We start from the raw sequence: 19,508 nt of genomic DNA, 5'->3' as shown, positions 1-19,508 counted from the left end.
AGTTTCTTGGCCAAGCCTTCTTTTCAAAGAAGGCGGAGACGAGGCTTTTTTCAAAAAGCTGGAGAGGGAACCCACCGGGAGGAGCCGCCGGGCCAAAACCCCGCGGGAACCACCCGCGGAGGCGGCGAAGCCGAATGAAAGTTTCTTGGCCAAGCCTTCTTTTCAAAGAAGGCGGGAATGGAAGTTTTTGCCGAAGCTTTTTTCAAAAAGCTGGAAGGCGTCACATCTCCTTAAAAAAGCTGAATTTCGGGTGATAGGCATACTCTATTTTCGCGTAAGGGATACCGTTTCGGTTTTTCAGCAGCACCAGCTCCACTGAACGGGGCGTTTTATTTTTCGCGGCGTTGACGTCAAACCCGTTCTCCCCTGTTCCATACAACTGAAGCCCCAGCAGCACGTCAGAGGAATATTCCACCGCCCCGGATTCCTTAAACGCTTCCATGGTGACGGCGCTTTTATAATTTTCCCGGTTGAAGCTGGAAATCGCAATCACTGGGATATCAAAATCACGGCTGATCCGTTTGAGTTCCACTACCGACCGGTCGGTATTCTGTTTGTCTGTGGATTTTAAATCCGCAGGCTTTAAAATCTGCAGATAATCCACCACTACCACCGGCCGGACTTTGCGCAGACGAATATGCTGGGCAACCGCTTCCCGGATCTCCCCTACCCCAATATCAGAGATCCCTTCCCGCAGATAAAGCCCCTTCCCTACCTGTTCATATTCCTCTAACGCCCTTTTCAGCAGAGCGGTTTTTTCCTGACTTCTTCCCTGCTCCGCTTTTAATACCTGCCGGGCGGTAAAGGCAAAATGACGTTCGGCCGACGGGTCCTGCTGGTAACTGATCCGGGAAACGCTTTTTGCCATCAGTTCCAATTTTCCCATCTCCAGAGAAAAATACAGGACGTCTGTTTCCTGCCGGGCAATATAATCCGCTATCTGTAAAATATAAGACGTCTTTCCCAAACTGGAAATCGCTCCTATAATATACAGCCCAGCGTACAACCCTCCGTCCAAAAGCTCGTCCAGCCGGGGAAACCCAGTGGACACGGCTTCCCTGGAGGCCCGGCGCAAAGAGGCGTCCATCAGCTCGCTGATAGCGTTGGCCGCATTGGTTTTTTCATATTCCCGCAGTTTTTCATCCCCGGCGGACAGGGCCGCCTGACGCAGGGCTTCCGGGTCCTGAAGAAAAAGCTCGTTGCAATCCTTTGCTCCCAAAGGCAAAATCAATTCTCCGCAGGGGATGCCCAGCTCCTGCAGCTGCTCTTTTAACTGGGCGTTCATCCGGCGGCCGCTTTCATCATTGTCCCCGGCGGCAATCATTTCATAACTGCCGGCGGCGGCGGGATTTTCTTTGCACCGCTGGATAAATTTCCCTACGTTGGCCACTCCGCACAGGGCCATGGCCTGAAATCCCATCTGTTCCAGGCTTAAGGCGTCAAAGATAGCTTCCGTAATAAACAGCCAGCCTCCCCTGCCCTCTCCCCGCAGATAATCCCCGCCGAAAATTCCCATAGGACCTTTGCTGTTTTTATACCGGGGCTGGAGGTCCTGGGCGATGGCCCGGGCGCAGTAGCTGACGCATCTGTCCCCGTCGTACACCGGCAGCCAGGCCCGGCCTTCCTTTTGGAACAGATGGTATTTTTCGCACATCTCCTGGGTGATCCCCCGACGGGAAAAATAGCTCCCGCCGACGCCTACCTGCTGTATGTATTCTTCGATGGTTCCAGTAAAATCGGCCGCGGGCGCGGCCGCCTCGGCGGCCGGGGCCCGGCGCCGCACCGGCGCCGGGACAGCGGCAATTTTATTGCCGCCGCCCGCGGGCAGGCTGCCCCTCTCCCCCATACCGAAGTCAGCGGGAAAGATTTCCCCGAACAAATCGCAGGCTTTTTTCACCTGGCGGGGGAAGGTATCGCAGTCGGGATAATCCCACGCGATGAGATTAAAAAGGTCGTAGCTTTGAGCGCAGCGGAAGCAGTAAACGGACATCGACTGCTCATAAAAGTGCATACTGGCGTTTTTATCCTCATGGGCGGGATTGAGGCAGCGAAAATTTTTCTTCAGGCTTCCCACCTGTTTTTCCCGCAGGTACTGGGGCAGGCAGGCGCGCAGGCGCTGGATGAGGGGCACAAACTCCTTAAAATCGGACAAGATATTTCCTCCTTTTGTGAGAGAATGGGGCCGGGGGATTTTCCGGGCCCGGTATATTAGATTATATATTAGAAAATATATTAGCCAACTTATTAATTAATATATTATAAATTCCAATGGTTAATATAATTTGATTTCTATTAATTAATCTATTTTAAAATAGACTATTGCATCTATCTTTTAATGTATGCTATAATGTATAAAACAATATGCCTTCTAATCTATTCCTTATTATGAAAGGAGCGTCCCTATGGGAAAAATTATTACCTTCGGCACCCTCAAGGGCGGCGTGGGCAAAACCATGCTCTGCTTTAATATCGGCGGGATCCTCTCCCAGCTGGAGCGCCGGGTGCTGGTGGTGGACGGCGACCTGCAAGGAAACCTTACCAATAATATGGGGATCGACCGCACCAACCCCGATCTGTTTACCACCTATGATATTTATAACATCGAAACCCCCCAGCCCGCTCCCCAGCAGCTGATCTTACAAAAACCCATCGACCGGCTGCCTAATCTGGACATGATCGCCGGATCCATCTTTTTACATAAAGCGGAACTGAAAATCGCTTCTGTGGCGGGCAGGGAACAGATCCTTTCCAATTATCTGCGGGATCATCAGGAGTTTTTCGATCAATACGATTATATCCTCATCGATACCAATCCCAGCATGTCCATTGTCAACCAAAACGCCTTTTTAGCCAGCGACGCCATTCTGCTGGTCAGCGATGTGTCCATGAACGCTATCGAAGGAGCCCAGCTGTTTATTGCCTTATGGGAGGACGCCCGCCGCCGCCTGCGCAAAGAGGATAATATCAAAGGATTTATTGTCAATGACTTTGACTCCCGCAACCGGCTTTCTTCTGACTTTTTGGAATACCTGCGCACTGCCCAGGATGTGGAAGATGTGCGGTCTTTGATGTTTCATACGGTGATCCCCAGAAATATTAAAATTACCGAGTCCGAATTAGCCGCCGTCCCCATCAGCATCTATGATCTTCGTTCCAAAGGCTGCGACGCTATCGCCGCTTTGGTGGATGAAATGTTTGAACGGGAGATTTTGTAGTTTCGACAAATTTCTAATAGAAGTTCTATTACTATTTCTATTAGCTGATCTATTCGTTTTATTCTTAGAAAAAAGGAGAGCTGGCCATGCCATCCAAAGTAGAAAATAAGTTTACCAAAGGAATTTTAGAGCGTCAGGCCAAGGAAGCGAAAGCCGGAAAGTCCGCCGCGGCGGGTTTGGCGCAAAGCGCCAAACTGCCGCAGGCGCCCGTTCAGACTCCTGCCCCTGAAACCAGCCCCGCCGTTTCGGGCGCCTACGGCGACAGCGGCGAAGCCGCTGCCGCCGCGGCGGTGCAGGAGAAGAAACCCTCCCGCAAGAAAACGGCTCCCGCGGTAGATCTAACGGAATATATCGTCCGGGAACCGGGGCGCACGGCGAAGAACAAAACCTTTTATCTGGACACCGCCGTCATCGAAGGGATACAGCAGGCGGCCAAGGCCCAGCAGGTAACGGAAAGCAAACTGGTCAACGATATTTTAAAGAAGATTTTGGGCCTTTAGTGTAAAGTGTTTTCCTTTTACAGAGGTCCGGGTCCCCGTTGGTTCCCAACTAACCGAAAGTGAGTACCTCTTTGAATTTCAAAAGAAGATTACCGGTACTTTTCTTTGTTTTTCTCTGTTATTCTTCTGTTATCTCTTGTTTTCATTTTTCAGGAAAATGCCGGTAAAAATCCCTGTTGGGGAAGAGGGGATTTTCCCCCTGGTACCAGCTAACCGAAACTGCGTACCCTTTTCTTTTAAAACTCGCGCGTACGCTGATTTTCTTTGTTTTTCGCTGGATTTCTCGTTTTTTCTTTCCTTCCTCCCCCAGGGGAGGGAAACTAGATATAGTGTAAAGGCGTTCGCTTGCATCCACAAGTTCTAGTGGGGGCTTTCAGAAGGTACCCACTTTTTGAAAGGGAAGGGGCTTTCCCGGGGAAGGGGAGCGCCTCCCAGGGAAAAACGGGACCTTTCAGCGCCCGGCCGCCGGGGGACTCCAGCGCCCGAAGCGCCAGCAACCAAAGGGCCGAACCCTCGAAACCGCCCCGCCGAGCACCCGGAGAACCGGAGGCCAAACGCCCATCCCCAAACACGGAAGGCCCAGCCCCCGGAGGCCACAGCGGAAAGAACCAAAGGGGCCAAACGCCAAAAGGCCGAAGGGGCGGCCCAAAAAAGCCGGAAGCCCTGGAAACACAGCGACCAAGCACCAGAAGTCCAAAGGGCCGAGCCCCGAAATCGCCCCGCTCCAAAATAGACTCCCAAGCCAGGTCCCCTGTTTTGGGAGAGGGGGGAGGGACTATCCGAAACTGGGTACCTTCCTTCTTATTTTTTAAATTAGCTTTAAAAAAGCAGGGGTTTTCTTTTGTTTTCTTTGATTTCCGCCGGGTTTTGGTTTTAAGGAAAAGGGTTCCTTTTGCCAAAGGAAAGGCCCGAATAATGGGGGTTTTCCTGGTTTTTCCGGGAACGGTACCCAGATTTGTAAAAGGGAAGGGGAAAGGCTATCCGAAACTGGGTACCTTGTCCTTTTCCCGGCCGGCAGATAAAATTTCCGTCCGGGGGAGCCGGACCGGCGCCGGAAGCGCCGGAAAAAAACACTTCCCGGCGGCAACACGGCCTCAAACCGCCCGGGCCCGGAAAAGAAAGCTGCCCGGTAACGCCCGGACCCAAACCCCCCGGGGCCGGAAAAGAAGCCGCCCACAGCGGGGCCAGGAAAACGTATCCTTTCCCGTTAATTTTATAGTACCACAAAACCGGCAAAAGGGAGCTAGCCAAAACTGCCCCCGCCTTTAGGGGAAACTGACCGCCTTGCAAACCGAAACTGGGAACCTCACTATCCGAAACTGCACCTTTCTTCCTCTTTCCCCGCTCCCTCTCCAACCCAGGCGGCAAGGGGGTTTCCTCGATTTCCTTTCGGTATTTTCGAAAGCTGTATGTACTGTAGGTACTGTAAGTACATATATTTTAAGAAAAAGGGGCTGCTTTTTTATCTTCGCAGCCCCCTTTTTCCTGTTTGCTTAAAAAAGGACAAACCTTGTAGGAAAAAGAGAAAAATGCTATAATTACGCTGTTTTAATAAAAAAAGGAGGATGTTTAATGGATACACCGTTTTTTTATCTGCTGGCGGGGATTACCGCTCTGAGTATCTGCTGTACGGCAATTCTCCTTTTTTTTCTGATAAAAAAGAACCGATCCTCCGTTTCCGCTCGTTTGCTTGAACAGGAATTGGAGCGGACAAAACAGGAAATGATTTCTGCCGCCAGGCAAGCGGCGCAAACCGGCGCTCAAATGACGGCTGAACTGCAGCGGCAGGGGACGCAGCATCTTTCTATCCGGCAGGACAGCTTGCAAAAAAATGTCTTGGATCTTATGGGGAATATCGATTTAAAATTAGGATCGTTCGTCCTGCAAAACGATCAAAAATTAGAAACCATCCGACAGGAAATGGAACGCAGACTGAACGCTATCCAACAGGACAATCAGCAAAAATTAGAACAAATGCGGCTGACAGTGGATGAAAAATTGCAGCGAACCTTAGAAACCCGTATCGGACAATCTTTCTCTTTGGTCAGTCAGCGGCTGGAACAGGTGTATAAAGGTTTGGGAGAAATGCAAACGCTGGCCGCTGGGGTAGGGGATTTAAAAAAAGTGCTTTCCAATGTGAAAACCAGAGGAATTTTAGGAGAAGTACAGCTTTCCTCTATTTTAAAACAAATTTTATCCCCCTGCCAATATGACACAAATGTTATGACAAAACAACATTCCCGGGCGTTTGTAGAATTTGCTGTAAAACTGCCGGGAGACGGAGAAACACCAGTGTATCTGCCCATTGACGCTAAATTCCCCGGAGACGGTTATACCAACCTGTTGGACGCATATGACAAAGGGGATCCTCAGGGGATTACAGAAGCAAAAAATGGATTGGAAAAACGCCTGCGGGCAAGCGCAAAGGAAATTCGGGAAAAATATATCGATCCGCCGTACACGACGGATTTTGCGGTTTTATTTCTGCCTTTTGAAGGATTATACGCGGAAGCTTTGCGGCTGAATTTATTGGAGCCGCTGCAGCGGGAATACAAAGTAACCATTGCCGGACCGACGACGATGGCCGCCCTGCTGAACTCCCTGCAGATGGGATTTCAAACCCTTGCTATCCAAAAACGCTCCAGCGAGGTGTGGGATGTGCTGGGGGCGGTAAAAACGGAATTTGACCGGTTTGGGGAAGTATTAAGCGCCGCCCGGCAGCGGCTTCGCCAGGCGGACGACGAACTGGACCGGCTGGTAGGCGTGCGCACCCGGATGATCCAAAAGCGCCTGTCGTCTATCGGCGGCGGGGAGCAAAGGAACGGCGGGGAAGAGGCGGCCCTTTTGGAAGAAGAGCGGTAATCGGGCGGCGGGCCCCCAGCGGCCGCGAAGCGGCCGGCCCGGCCAACGGCCGGGAACGGCGAAGCCGTCCGGGGGCCCGGGCCCGAGCGGGCTTCGGGCTGGAACGGGACAGGGAACGTAAGGCGGGGGAGGACTGCCCCGCAGGAACTACCGGGAGCCGGCCGAAACCGACCAGGAAGAAGCACCCGCCGAGACCCCGCAGAAACTACCCGTAGGGGCGGCGAAGCCGAGTGAAAGTTTTTGCCAAGCCTTTTTTCCAAAAAAGGCGGGAAGGCGGAAAGAAAGGAGAACCCATGTTAGCATCCTTAGAAAATGTAACAAAATCTTTTGGGGATCAAACGATTTTCCAAGGGGTAAGTTTAAAAATAGAAGAAGGGGACCGGATTGGTCTGATTGGGGTTAACGGCGCGGGGAAATCCACGCTGCTGGAAGTTTTGGAAGGAACACAGGAGTTTGAAAGCGGCCAGCGCAGTATTCAAAACGGCTTGGCTATTGGTTTTTTGCGCCAAAACAGCGGGCTTATGGGGGAAAATACCATACATCAGGAAATGCGGTCGGCATTTTCCGCTTTGCTGGAAATAAAACAAAAGCTGAAAACATTGGCTGCCCAGCTGGAAACGCTGGACAAGCAAAGTCCTCAGGCAATGGAAATTACGCAGGAATATGCCCGGCTGCAAACGTATTTTGAAGCCAACGAAGGATATTTAATCGATATTAAAATTAATACAGTGCTGCATGGTATGGGTTTTGGCAGCCGGGACCCGTCGACTCCTGTAAAAGCGCTGTCCGGCGGGGAAAAAACCCGGCTGGCTTTGTGCAAACTGTTATTGCAGGCGCCAAAACTGCTGATATTAGACGAACCTACCAATCATTTGGATTTTGCTTCGCTGGATTGGCTGGAAGAATATTTGGAAGGATATAAGGGAGCGATTGTCGTCGTTTCTCATGACCGGTATTTTTTAGATAAATTAGTGACAAAAATCTGGGAACTGGATCGAAAAGAATTTTTTTCCTATAAAGGAAATTATACCAAATATACACAATTAAAAGAAGAAAGATATCAGCGCCAATTAAAAGAATATGAAGCCCAGCAGGTGCAGATTGCTGCCTTAGAGGATTATATTGCCAGGAATAAAGTACGGGCCACAACAGCACAAATGGCAAAAAGCCGGGAAAAAGAATTGGAACGGCTGCCGCGGATCGCAAAACCAAAACCGCCTGTCCCGCCGGCAAATATTCGGTTTTCTTTTGAAAAAGAACCGGTAAAAGAAGTTCTTCATGTGACAGGGCTTGCTTTATCTGTAGGGCAGGGAGCGGAAAAAAGACAGTTGTGCAGCAATTTGGATTTTGATCTTTTGCGGGGACAAAAAGTAGCTTTGGTAGGCGCCAATGGAGTGGGAAAATCCACCTTCCTAAAAACTCTGATGAATTTGCTTTCTTTGGAACAGGGGAAAATTGTTTGGGGCAAACATGTAAAAGTTTCCTATTTTGAACAGGAACAAACAAAATTACATCCCAATAAAACAGTCCTGCAGGAATTATGGGACCGGTATCCAAAGGCGTATGAACAGGAAATTCGTACGGCTTTAGGAGGCGTGCGGTTTTCTGGGGATACGATTTATAAACGGGTGGACGCGCTGTCCGGCGGAGAAAAAGCCCGTTTGAAATTTGCGATTATGATGCTGGAAAAAGGCAATGTTTTATTGCTGGACGAACCCACCAATCATTTGGATTTAGCAACCAAAGACGTATTGGACCGGGCGCTGATGGAATATGAAGGGACGATTTTAGCGGTAAGCCACGATCGGTATCTTCTTTCCCGAATGCCGACGAAAATTGTCGAAATGACCCCGGAAGGGTTTTTATGGTATGACGGGGGATATGAGAAGTATAAAAACCGGCAGGCGGCGGCCATTGGCGCAGCCAATGCCGCGAAGGAACCCTTCGCGGACGCCCAAGGCGCCGCCGCCCCGGCTGGGACAAACGAATACTACCGTTCCAAAAAACAGCGGGCGCAGCAGGTGGCCAGGAAAAAGCGGTTTGTGCAGGTGGAGGAAGAAATTTCCCAGTTGGAAGAAGAAATCTCCCAAAAAGAAGGGCTTTTGGCGTCCCCGCAGGTGGCCAGCGATTATGAGCAGGTGGCTTTGCTGTGCCAGGAACTGGAAAGTCTGCGGGAAACGCTGGCCCAGCGGATGGAAGAATGGGAAGAGCTGGGCCGGGAGCAGGAGGAGACGGTTTGATCCTTCCCGCTTTCTCCCGCCTTCCGCCTTCTTTTTAAAGAAGGCTTGGCCAAGAAACCTTCATTCGGCTTCGCCCTCCAGCTTTTTGAAAAAAGCTTCGGCAAAAACTTCCATTCGGCTTCGCCGCCCCTGCGGGCGGTTCCTGCGGAGTGTTGGTTCGGGCGCTCGCCCTCCAGCTTTTTGAAAAAAAGGCTTGGCCAAAAAACTTCCATTCGGCTGCGCCGCCTCTGCGGGTGGTTCCCGTGGGGCTTCGGTCCGGGAGCTCCTCCCGGTGATTTCCCTTTCCGGCTTTTTGAAAAAAGCCTCGTCTCCGCCTTCTTTAAAAAGAAGGCTTGGCCAAGAAACTTTCATTCGGCTTCGCCGCCTCTGCGGGAGGTTCCGGCGGGGTTCTGGTCCGGGGGCTCCTCCCGGTGATTTCCCTCTCCAGCTTTTTGAAAAAAGCCTCGGCAAAAACTTCCATTCCCGCCTTCTTTAAAAAGAAGGCTTGGCCAAGAAACTTTCATTCGGCTTCGCCGCCCCTGCGGGTGGTTCCTGCGGGGTTTTGGTCCGGGGGCTCTCCTTCCGGTAGCTCCCGCGGGGTTTCGGCGGGTGTTTTCTTTCGGCGTCTCCCGGCAGTTTCGGCGGGGCAGGCCGCCCCCCGCCTTACGCCCCCTGCCGCCCTCCAGCCCGTATCCCGCCCCGCGCCCGGGCCCCCGGGCGGCTTCGCCGCTTCCGGCCAACGGCCGGGCCGGCCGCTTCGCGGCCGCCGGGGGCCCGCCGTCCCCGCACATTCCTCCCCGGCGGGCAGCTCCCGCGGAGTGTTAGTTCGGGCGCTCGCCTTCCGGTGGTTCCCGCGGGATTTCGGCTTGGCTTTCCCGACCCTCGCCGCCCGTCCCCGCCTTCTTTGAAAAGAAGGCTTGGCCAAGAAACTTCCACTCGGCTTCGCCGCCTCTGCGGGTGGTTTCCGCGGGGTCTCGGCGGGTATTTTCTCCCGGCTCAAAACAAAACCCCCCGGAGGAATTTATAAAATTCCTCCGGGGGGTTCTTCGTTTTCTCCAGGAAAGCTTACTTCATATATTTTTCACTGAACTCCTGGGCGCAAATAGGTTTGCTGTAAAAATATCCTTGCCCGTACTCACAGCCAAACTCCGCCATTCTCTGTGCGTTTTCCTGGGTTTCAATTCCCTCCACGACGGTGGTGATGTTTAATTTCTGCGCCAGCAGTACAATCTGTTTTAATATAGTCCATCGTTTTTCATCGTTTTCCTGGGCTATGCCGCGCAGGAAAGACTGATCGATTTTTAATTCGTCCAAGGTTAATTGAGATAATGTGTTTAAAGAAGAATATCCGCTTCCAAAATCATCCATGGAAACTTTAAATCCAGCGCAGTGAAGCTGTTTTATCCGCTCGTTAAGGGCGCTGAGATTTTGCGCCGCCATTCCTTCTAAAATTTCCAAAACAATCAGGGAAGGGGAAACGCCGTATTTTTCAAGGATTTTTGTCAAATTGTCCACATAATTTTCTTCCATAAACAGCAGCCGGCTTTGGTTGACAGAAATGGGGATAGGCGCGATCCCCCTGTCCAGCCAGCTTCTGATTTGTTTGCAGGCTTGTTCCACCATATATAAATCCAACCGGACACAAAAACCATTGGTTTCAAACAAGGGAATAAATTCCCCTGGGAAGAAAAAGGTTCCATCCTCTGTGTGCCAGCGAACCAGGGCTTCCGCTCCAGCGGCAGTCCCGTCGGACAAGCGGATTTTCGGCTGGAGATACAGTTTAAATTCTCCGTTTTCCAGCGCTTGTTCCATATGACTTTCCATATAATGAACCTGCAGTTCCTGTTTATGGATATCCTCATCATAAAAATGAATACGGGTATTGACATTTTGACGGATATGCTGCTGGGCTAATAAAGCTTGATGGGGATCGCCGCCGATAGCCACGCCGCAGTAAAGATTAAGATCAAATCCATCGCTTCTTTTCCGGGCGCCGGCCCGGATGGAAGAGATAATTTCATGTAATCTGGCGCTGATTTGTTTCGGATCGGTATCTTTAAAAAACAGATAAAACTGGTCGGCGGTTTCCCGGCAGTAAAATTCTTTTTCTTTCATATGAGAAGCAAATTGACTGCTGAGATAATTTAATACAAGATTTCCATCCTTTGTGCCGAACAATTCGTTAATAAATTTAAAATTGCGCATATTGAAAGCAATGACGCTGTATTTTTTGGACTGTTTTTGGTAAGCGGAAAGACGCTGCTGAAAATAAGCGAAATTCTGCGCGCCGGTGACTTGATCATAATAAGCTAATGTATACATTTTATGATAATGTTTGCGGATTAAAAAATAACCGTAAGCCAATAAGAAGCAGGACAGTAAAAGCATCAGAAAAAAGCTAATTCCCATCAAAAGGGATATTTGGCGGCTGTAAGAAACTCCGCCCCACATCGTATCCACACACATTAAATACCAGCCATTGATATTTAACGGCTGAAGATAAAAATGATAGGATTTATTTTCATAACGAAATTCAAAAAAGCCCCCTTGTTGGTTTTCCATAAGTTCTAAGGCGTTTTCCTGGTCCTGTGAGGAAATATACGGCCCGTCAAAGATGGTAGTATATTCGTTGATATAAGGAACCAGGGAATTGGGGGAACGCACTAAAAATGTGCCGTCTGAACTGATCACATGAATAAAGCCGTTGCCGCTCATAACCGCTTCACCATTGGCAATTTCCTGAAAAATGTCCAAATGAGTGCTGGCGGATAATACCCCGGCAATTTCTCCCTCCTGATAAACCGGCACGCTGTAAATATAAATCTCTTTCTTGGTAATCTCGCTGAGAAAAAAACGGGAGATCACATTTTCCCCGGCAAAGGACCTTTCGACGGCCTCCTGCACGGCTTCGTCACAGGAAGCAAGGGGATAATCAAGGATGGTTTCTTTTCCGGAAGGGTTCATCATTCCCTGGCCGTCTGGGGTAAAATAGGCCATCCCCACAAAATTGTTATATTCATTGTTAGCGGCGGCAATCCAGTTCATAAGATTGTCCTTATCAAAAGAGAGAACCGGACTTTTTGACAGAAGAACCGCTAAGGTATGCAGGGTTTCAAAATCCTTGTCAAACTGTTTAAAAATGCGGTTTTTATACTCCTGAGCCTCTGTTTTTATCCGGGTATGAACGTCCTCATGGGCATACCGGGCCACGGAAGAAATAATTCCGGCTCCCCCAATCAGCAGTACCGCGCCCACCGCGCAAACAATCACCGAAAGCCGCAAAAGCCGGCGCCGTATGGTATTTTCTTCCATGTTTTCTCTCCTCTCTGATAGACGATGGCCATTTATTAGAAAAAAGAATAAACTTTTTGCAGAGGATCTTTTGTCTGGGGATCGGCCGCCCGCCGCAGGTTCGACAAAAACCGGCAGGGCGCGGCAAAAACCGGCAGGGCGCGACAAAATCCGGCAGGGCGCGGCAAAATCCGGCAGGAACCTCCACCAACCGGCAGGAACCTCCATCAACCGGCAGGAACCTCCATCAACCGGCAGGAACTTCCACCAACCGGCAGGAACTTCCACCAACCGGCGGAAAAACCCAGCGGGAAACCCCAAGAACCGGCAAAAAACGACAAAAAGCGGGATACCGCTTTCATTATAACACATCCGCCCAAGCAAATCCATATTTCAAACGGGGATTGCCAAGGTGGGAAGTTTTTCCGGGCCGCCCTGCCGAAAAGGGGGAGGTTCGGGCCGGGCCGAAGAACCCACCCGCCGGGCCCGAACCGAAGAACCCACCCGCCGGGCCCGAACCGAAGAACCCCCCGCTGGGCCCGGGCCGAGAACCTCCCGCCGGGGCTGGGCCGAGACCCCCCGCCGGGGCTGGGCCGAGAACCCGCCGCCGGGGCCCGAACCGGGAACCCACCGCCGGGGCCCGAACCGAGAACCCACCCGCCGGGGCTGGGCCGAGAACCTCCCGCCGGGGCTGGGCCGAGAACTCCCCGCCGGGGCTGGGCCGAGAACTCACCCGCCGGGCCCGAACCGAAGAACCCCCCGCGGGGCTGGGCCGAGAACTCACCCGCCGGGGCCCGAACCGAGAACCCACCGTCGGGCCCGAACCAAGAACCCACCCGCCGGCCCCAAAACAGAAAAAACCAGCGGCGCCGTTTTTTCACGGCGCCGCTGGAGAACCGCCGCTGTACGGCGGGGGAAAACAGAGACTGTGCGGGGAAGAGCCGCCGGGCTTTTCGGCTGCTACTGGACAATTCCAGCGAAAGAGAGATATAGCGCGGCGCAAAATTCATCGGTCATCAAAGCCGCCACCGGCAGCAGATTAAACGCCCGCTGTTTGGCCAGACAGTCGTTTATCACCTTGGCCAGATAGATGGTGCGAATACGCCGGTCCGCCAGTTCCAAAGCGTCGGAAATGGCGGCGGCGCCTTTTTCCTGCCAAATATTCATGCTTTCCAGCGCAGGCGGCAAAACCACTTGTTGGCTGGCTTCTTTCAGCCGTTCGTTTAAAATGGGAAGGGTATATAATTTACAAAAATCCAATCCGAAAATTTCTGCGGAACATTCCAGCCCGTCCAATACAAAGCCCTGTACGGAAACTGGAGAAGAAATGCGGTTGGAAATGCGCTTTTTCATGACGGTATACGAAAGATCATTTAATCCGGGCAGACGGTGGTTTGGACCGCGAAAACCAAACAGACGCATTTTTTCCGCGAAATTGGAATAATATTGTTTGCCTGCGCTGAGGACAGTTCCTTTTGGAAAAGCATAGGCATAACCGTCGTATACTTCATAAGAACGCATGGTATCCAAATAACCCAGACGGATATTCTGCCGGGCATGATCCCGGTCAAATAATAATAAAGAACCTAAATTCCAAAAACATTGAATTAAACGAATATCCGCCATCTGTGTAAATTTCTTATACGGACGTACAACCCCGGGAGCGTCCATATAGACGGCAATCACCTGTTTGGCCCCTTGATCAATGGCCATTTTAATGGGCATATTATCATTAAACGCCCCGTCAATATAGCGTATTCCATCAATTTCATAGGGCTGGATGGCGGGGAAAAGGGCGCAGCTAGCCAGTAAATAATCAATTAGCTGCCCTTGGGGGATTTCTTCTTTCCATAAATACCGAGGTTTTAAAGTAGGCAGTTCGGTAGTAACCAAGCCTAAAGCAAGGGGAGATTTTCGAATAGCGTCTTCGTTTAAATATTGCTCCAGCAATTTTTTTAAACGGCCGCAGTCAACGCCCCCTTGTTTTAAAAACTCTTGAAAGATCTGTTTGGCCGCTGTCAAGGTTTTTATGGAGTCAGGCAAAGTTTCATCTAATTTCAGATCAAATACATTGCTGGTTTCCAGTTCCTTCCATAAATTTTCCGCCAGCTCAAAATCCCCTTGAGCAATGGCGGCGGCGTTTAACGCTCCGACAGAAGTGCCGGTAACCATGGAAAAACGCACGTCCAATTCCTGCAGCGCTTTCCAGACGCCGATTTCATAGGCGCCCCGGCTTCCTCCGCCGGAGAGCACAAAAGATGTCATTGGTGAAGTAGTCATAGGTTTACCCTCTCTCATTTTTTTTACCTGTCCTTTTTTCAGAAAAGACATTTTATGGGAGATTTCGAATAACTTATAAAATGTAAGGTCCGGGTTGGCTTTTTTGTACCGAGGGGAAAAATTAAGCCAGGAACCTGGGAAAAACTGGAAATAACGCCCCAGCCAGCGGTCCTGGGAGGCATTCCAGAGACCGCTGGCGGAGAAGGGGCGTGCAGCAGTCTTGGGGCAACACCCTTTGGAGGCTACCAAGGGGCGCCTGCAAAGACCGTGCAAGCGAAAGAAAGTGTTTGCCGCGCCTTTTTCCGAAAAGCCGAAAGGAGCTTATGGGGGGCGTTCGCACCGAGGTTCGGGGAGCTTGCGGGAACCGCCGGGGAGGAACCGCCGGGGGAGGAACCACCGCAGAAACCGCCCGGAACCGCCGGGGGAGTACCTGCCGAGACCCTGGGGGGACTTCCCGCAGGGGCGGCGCAGCCGAATGAAAGTTTTTGCCGAGGCTTTTTTCAAAAAGCCGGGGGGAGCTGCCCGCCGGGGAGGAATGTGCGGGGACGGCGGGCCCCCGGCGGCCGCGTTTTGCGGCCGACCCGGCCAACGGCCGGGAACGGCGAAGCCGTCCGGGGGCCCGGATCCCGCAGGAACCACCCGTAGAAGCGGCGAAGCCGAGTGAAAGTTTTTGCCGAGGCTTTTTTCAAAAAGCCGGAGAAGTTTCTTGGCCAAGCCTTCTTTTTAAAGAAGGCGGAAGGCGGGAGGCGGGAGAGGGTTAGTTTTTGGGCTCGGCGTAATCAATAATCAAATGGGTAATGGCGTTGCCTTCTTTGACTTCCCTAAAAGAAGTGATATATTTTTGCTGGACAAAATAGGAAAGAATCGTACAGGTATATTTCCGGATACGGGCTTTCCTTTTTTTATCCGCGGTTAATTCTCCTAGTTCTGAGTATATGGTTTTATACAGGATCTTATCCCGAAAGACGCTGTTTTTTGTGTTTTTCATGGCTTCAATCCGGCCCAGCAGATAGGTTTTTAAGGGGATGGTGGTGCTGTTGTTGTTCAGCGGGGCTTTCAGCAGATCCAAGGGCACGGTCGTGATTTGATTTTTCAGTTTGGCGTAGCTGTACAGCGGGGGAGTATCAATAATCTGATACATTTCGGATTTTTTCCCATTGACGGTACCGCTGTATTTATTCAAGGGCAGAAGATAGCCTTCGATAGAAAACTGATCCACCTGGGCGTCAAATTCCTTATGGATCATATGGGCTTTTACTTCATTGGTCAAATCAATAGTAATGGACAGCCGGCGCATGGTGTCCAATTTGGTTTTCAGTTCTTCCACTAAATTTTCATCCACTGTAGGATTTTTTACGCCGGTCATGGCTTGATAAAGCATCCCGATAGTAAAGCTGCTGTTGCCGGATTCCAAAATAGACACCACTCCATTGATTAAAGAACGGTCATAAGTAGTCAGGCTGATATTGCCGTCAATTTTCATATGTTCCGGACAATCAATGGAAACAGAAGTTTTAATAGGCGGTTTTTTCCGGTTGGAAACCACCACCTGATTTAATTCCTGCAGCGTGGCTAATTTATTAGAAATAGGGTCGATAGGCATTACATAATTTTTAGGGCGGATGGCTTGTATGGCCGGGGCGATGCCCGCCAGTTGGGTAATTGCGTCTCCCACGTCAGGTTCAATCTGAGAAAGGGAATCCACTTCCTGGGGACTGACGCCGCCCATTAAGAATAAAAACCGGCGCATATCTTCCGGTACGGACATCAGGAAATTATAATAAGCGCTGGTGGCGCTCATCACCCCGTCCATCACTTTATTCCGGTCAAAATCCGGCGCGTTGTTTTCACTGCTGCTTAAGACGGCGTTGAGTTTATCCACCTGATCTAAAGCGGCGCTGCATTGGCTCATATATTCCCGGACCTGCTTTACGCCGTAGGTTTCCACCAGCTGAGGAAGCAGTTCGGATAATTCCCCGGAATAATCCCGCGGGATCGAAGGGTTGGCCATAAAATAGTTCACCTCTCCTTTTGGACCGACAGCATAGGACGCGCCTATCCGAGTGGTCTGCTTAAAGTAGTACCCATTAATTATACTAAAATTTCTCGTTTTTGTCACCCTTTCCAGTGAGAGAAAAATGAAGGTTTAGGAAAAAAATCCTTTCACTAATGGTGCAAAAACCGCCAAATGATGCAAAAAAATGCGGCAAATTGGCCTAATTTTAAAAAAACTTTGAAAATTTCATAGGAATGAACAAAAGCCATCGATTTTTCAAGGGGGATTTTGTCGAATATATTGTCGTTTTTTGTCATAGGGGGAAGAAAAACCACAGAAATATTTGTGGAAATTTTTAGGAAGGCAGTGTATAATAAGGAAAGAAAAAAGACCGCCAAGGGGGGGAGTTTTTTAAAAAATGATTTGCTTAAACTGCGGGTTGTCTTTGGGGGAAACAGCGGATCGCTGCCCCAGATGCGGCGCCCCCGCGGGAGCGGGGAGGCCCGGAGCTTTTGCCCCCCGGGGCGGGGGAAGCGGCCGGACAGGGGAGTTTTCCGAAGCCTTTGCCCCCCAGGGCGGGGGAAGTGACCGGACGGGAGAGTTTCCCGGAGCCTTTGCCCCCCAGGGCGGGGGAAGCGCTCGGACGGGAGAGTTTCCCGGGGCCTTTGCCCCCCAGGGCGGGGGAAGTGACCGGACGGGAGAGTTTCCCGGAGCCTTTGCCCCCCAGGGCGGGGGAAGCGCTCGGACGGGAGAGTTTCCCGGAGCCTTTGCCCCCCAGGGCGGAGGAAGTGCCCGGACAGGGGAGTTTTCCGGCGGGTTTGCTTCCCAGAGCGGGGGAAACCCCCGGACAGAAGAAGCCCCCGGACGGGGGAGATCTCCGGCGGGCAGATGTACCTTTGCTTTGGTGCTGGGAGTGAGCGGGTGTTTTCTGATTTATGCGGCGCTGGTACTGCATTTGATGGGGCTGTTTGGCTGGGGGGTGACGGTCCTTCCGAAAACCACCCTGGGCTGGTGGATCGCCACGGTTCTTTGGGCGGTGATCCCTACGGTTTATGTGGTGTGGACGGCGGCCACCGGAGCCCGGCGCACAGGGATCGGCGCGGACTGTGTGTGGCTGGGGATTTTTTCCGCCTGGCTTGCGTGGATGGGACAAAGCCTTTGGTATTTTGGACCGGACGGCCTGGGCAGTCCGCCGGTTATTGTGTATTTAGTTTTGAGCGGAACGTTTCTCGCAGCAGCGGCAAGCGCGGGAGCCGTTCTTTGGAAAAAGGAAGAATAAAAAAAGAGCGCAGGGAAAATCTTTTTCCCTGCGCTCTTTTATATATATTCTTTTAAAACTCTTCCATATCCTGAGGAATGTCCAGATTATCGCTGTTGGGGTTGGAAGTAATCATAATTTCACCCATCAGGTTGGCCCCCGGATCAATGGCGATGTTGCTGCCGGTAATATTGCCGATGATCATGGCGCTTTCCCGCAGGTAAATTTTTCCCCGGGAGACCACGTTCCCACGGACTTTTCCGCCTAAGGTGATACTGCCTACGTCCAGGTCTCCAATCAACAGGGTGCCTTCATCCATGTGTACAAATCCGCCGGCGAAAAGATTTCCTTTCCTCTGGCACTGGATTAAATCAATATCTCCCGCCTGCACGTTTCCTGGAATTTTTCCAGCGACAGTTAAATTTCCTTTGGCTTGGATATTGCCTTTTACCCGGCCGAAAATATGAACGTCCCCGGGAGCGATAATCTCCCCTTGCACGCTGGCGCCTTTGGCAATACAGGTAACTTGAGGGGCTTCGGTTGCTTTTTCCAGTAAAATAGGGGCCTCTACCGGGATAACGGAAGTATCCTGCGATGGAGGTTCGGGCGAAGGTTCTTGAGAGGGTTCCTTCTCTCAGGAAGGAGCGGTATTTTCCTGCGCTTGCTGAGGGGAGGTTTCTTCTATTATACTGGCGGAAGAAGAATCCATAGGAATGATATTATTTGTCAGTAAGTCGATAAAAGCGTTTTTCTTCGTCATTTTATTAACTGTCTTTCCCCAAATTTTCAAAAGGAAAAAGGCAAATCTTAAGAAAATGGAAAGAAGATTTGTCTTTTCCTTGATAATACTATAAAATTCCCTAAAAAGGAAGCATTTTCCTCAAAATACGACAATATTTTTATGTTTTTTCTGCGTATGGAAATCAAAGGGAAAATAGTGTATACTTAAACGTGGTTTTAAGAAAGAAAAAATCGGGTGATCCCAAGACCAAACAACACCAGTCCGGAAAGAAAAGCAACTGTTGTTTTTCCTGGAAGTTTTTGCGCCAGAGTCTGGCCGGCCAACTGCCCGAAAGCGACGACCAGCCCTTGGGATAACCCTATGGCAACAGGCAGAAAATGCCCGGCGGTACCGGAAAGGGAAATCCCGACCCCTGCCCCTAACATATCCAAAGACAGGGAAAAGGCCAATAAAAACGCTTCCTTTAGATCAATGGAACCGGAACAATCCAAATCCCCTGTTTGCGGGTCCCGCAGGACCATAGCGGTGGTTCCCAGAAAAGAAACGGCCGGGGGATCGGCGTCGGTTTCTTTTCCCGGGGGCGGGGCAGGGGATTTTTTAAACGCGCCCAGCATGACCCACAGTCCCATCAAAACCAGGATCCCCGCCCCAAGCAAAGGCGCGGCGGCGGGAGAAACCAGACCGCCCAGCACAGCCCCCAGCCGCAGGGAAACCAGGGCAAAGACAAAAGAAGTCAGCGCGATGGCGCTTTTGGCTTTCCAGCCGATTTTTATTTTGCGCAGGCCAAAGGAAATTCCCGCGCTGAACCCATCCGCGCTTAAAGCCAGCGCGGTGAGCAGCAGGTGAACCATTGGTTTTCCTCCTTTCGCTGTTCTTCCCTTATTGTATGTGGGGAAGGGGGGCGGGGTGAAGGAGAGCTGTTTGAGGGTCTGCGGGGCGGGCCGGAGGGAAGAAAGTGCGGCGCAGGGCCCCCGGCGGGGGGAAGAAAGTGCGGCGCAGGGCCCCCGGCGGGGGGAAGAAAGTGCGGCGCAGGGCCCCCGGCGGGGGGAAGAAGGTGCAGCGCAGGGCCCCCGGCGGGGGGAAGAAGGTGCAGCGCAGGGCCCCCGGCGGGGGGAAGAAGGTGCAGCGCAGGGCCCCCGGCGGGG

At 51.4% G+C, this 19,508-nt stretch carries 13 protein-coding genes and 1 pseudogene; 6 read left to right on the top strand and 8 right to left on the bottom strand.

Translation table 11 applies throughout. The annotated features are described in order from the left end of the window. Positions 1-220: 220 nt before the first annotated feature. Positions 221-2,152 carry a DnaB-like helicase C-terminal domain-containing protein gene (locus tag H8705_RS12815; protein ID WP_262396186.1) on the bottom strand — a complete coding sequence of 644 codons (1,932 nt, stop codon included), beginning with the start codon at positions 2,150-2,152 and terminating at the stop codon, positions 221-223. A 250-nt stretch (positions 2,153-2,402) separates the two neighbouring features. Here H8705_RS12815 and H8705_RS12810 point away from each other — a divergent pair, with 250 nt between their 5' ends. The 4 genes from H8705_RS12810 to H8705_RS12795 all read left to right on the top strand — a co-directional run bounded on the left by H8705_RS12810 (position 2,403) and on the right by H8705_RS12795 (position 8,817). Then, positions 2,403-3,215, top strand: a complete 813-nt coding sequence (locus tag H8705_RS12810; protein ID WP_262396185.1) for a ParA family protein — start codon at positions 2,403-2,405, stop codon at positions 3,213-3,215. An 86-nt stretch (positions 3,216-3,301) separates the two neighbouring features. Further along, positions 3,302-3,715, top strand: a complete 414-nt coding sequence (locus H8705_RS12805) for a hypothetical protein (protein WP_262396184.1) — start codon at positions 3,302-3,304, stop codon at positions 3,713-3,715. Between the two features lie 1,572 nt (positions 3,716-5,287). Next, on the top strand, positions 5,288-6,577 hold the full coding sequence (gene rmuC / locus H8705_RS12800; protein WP_262396183.1) for a DNA recombination protein RmuC: 1,290 nt from the start codon (positions 5,288-5,290) through the stop codon (positions 6,575-6,577). A 293-nt stretch (positions 6,578-6,870) separates the two neighbouring features. Next, positions 6,871-8,817 carry an ABC-F family ATP-binding cassette domain-containing protein gene (locus tag H8705_RS12795; protein ID WP_262396182.1) on the top strand — a complete coding sequence of 649 codons (1,947 nt, stop codon included), beginning with the start codon at positions 6,871-6,873 and terminating at the stop codon, positions 8,815-8,817. A 60-nt stretch (positions 8,818-8,877) separates the two neighbouring features. Here the strand turns inward: H8705_RS12795 and H8705_RS12790 are convergent, their stop codons facing one another. The 4 genes from H8705_RS12790 to H8705_RS12775 form a co-directional block, all read right to left on the bottom strand. After that, positions 8,878-9,168 carry a hypothetical protein gene (locus H8705_RS12790; RefSeq protein ID WP_262396181.1) on the bottom strand — a complete coding sequence of 97 codons (291 nt, stop codon included), beginning with the start codon at positions 9,166-9,168 and terminating at the stop codon, positions 8,878-8,880. Positions 9,169-9,861: 693 nt separating this feature from the next. Further along, on the bottom strand, positions 9,862-12,108 hold the full coding sequence (locus tag H8705_RS12785; protein ID WP_262396180.1) for a bifunctional diguanylate cyclase/phosphodiesterase: 2,247 nt from the start codon (positions 12,106-12,108) through the stop codon (positions 9,862-9,864). Between the two features lie 939 nt (positions 12,109-13,047). Next, positions 13,048-14,367: a patatin-like phospholipase family protein gene (locus H8705_RS12780; RefSeq protein ID WP_262396179.1), complete on the bottom strand. Its 1,320-nt coding sequence runs from the start codon at positions 14,365-14,367 to the stop codon at positions 13,048-13,050. Between the two features lie 757 nt (positions 14,368-15,124). Further along, positions 15,125-16,390 carry a hypothetical protein gene (locus H8705_RS12775; protein WP_262396178.1) on the bottom strand — a complete coding sequence of 422 codons (1,266 nt, stop codon included), beginning with the start codon at positions 16,388-16,390 and terminating at the stop codon, positions 15,125-15,127. Positions 16,391-16,781: 391 nt separating this feature from the next. On the opposite strand from H8705_RS12775, the gene H8705_RS12770 reads away from it, so the two are divergent. Continuing rightward, complete coding sequence (locus tag H8705_RS12770; protein WP_262396177.1) at positions 16,782-17,642, top strand: hypothetical protein; 861 nt, start codon at positions 16,782-16,784, stop codon at positions 17,640-17,642. Positions 17,643-17,694: 52 nt separating this feature from the next. Here the strand turns inward: H8705_RS12770 and H8705_RS12765 are convergent, their stop codons facing one another. The 3 genes from H8705_RS12765 to H8705_RS12755 form a co-directional block, all read right to left on the bottom strand. Next, on the bottom strand, positions 17,695-18,138 hold the full coding sequence (locus H8705_RS12765) for a bactofilin family protein (RefSeq protein ID WP_262396199.1): 444 nt from the start codon (positions 18,136-18,138) through the stop codon (positions 17,695-17,697). A 117-nt stretch (positions 18,139-18,255) separates the two neighbouring features. Continuing rightward, positions 18,256-18,381, bottom strand: a complete 126-nt coding sequence (locus H8705_RS12760) for a hypothetical protein (RefSeq protein ID WP_262396176.1) — start codon at positions 18,379-18,381, stop codon at positions 18,256-18,258. Positions 18,382-18,578: 197 nt separating this feature from the next. Beyond that, positions 18,579-19,214, bottom strand: coding sequence for a manganese efflux pump (locus H8705_RS12755; RefSeq protein ID WP_262396175.1), 636 nt, complete (start codon positions 19,212-19,214; stop codon positions 18,579-18,581). A 55-nt stretch (positions 19,215-19,269) separates the two neighbouring features. Here H8705_RS12755 and H8705_RS12750 point away from each other — a divergent pair. Further along, positions 19,270-19,508: pseudogene (locus tag H8705_RS12750) on the top strand (hypothetical protein); the annotation flags it as partial.

Source organism: Youxingia wuxianensis (genome assembly GCF_014385085.1).
GTDB classification, from domain to species: Bacteria; Bacillota; Clostridia; order Oscillospirales; family Ruminococcaceae; genus Youxingia; species Youxingia wuxianensis.
The sequence above is the reverse complement of the archived record's forward strand: the minus strand, read 5'-3'. Positions and strand labels throughout refer to the sequence as shown.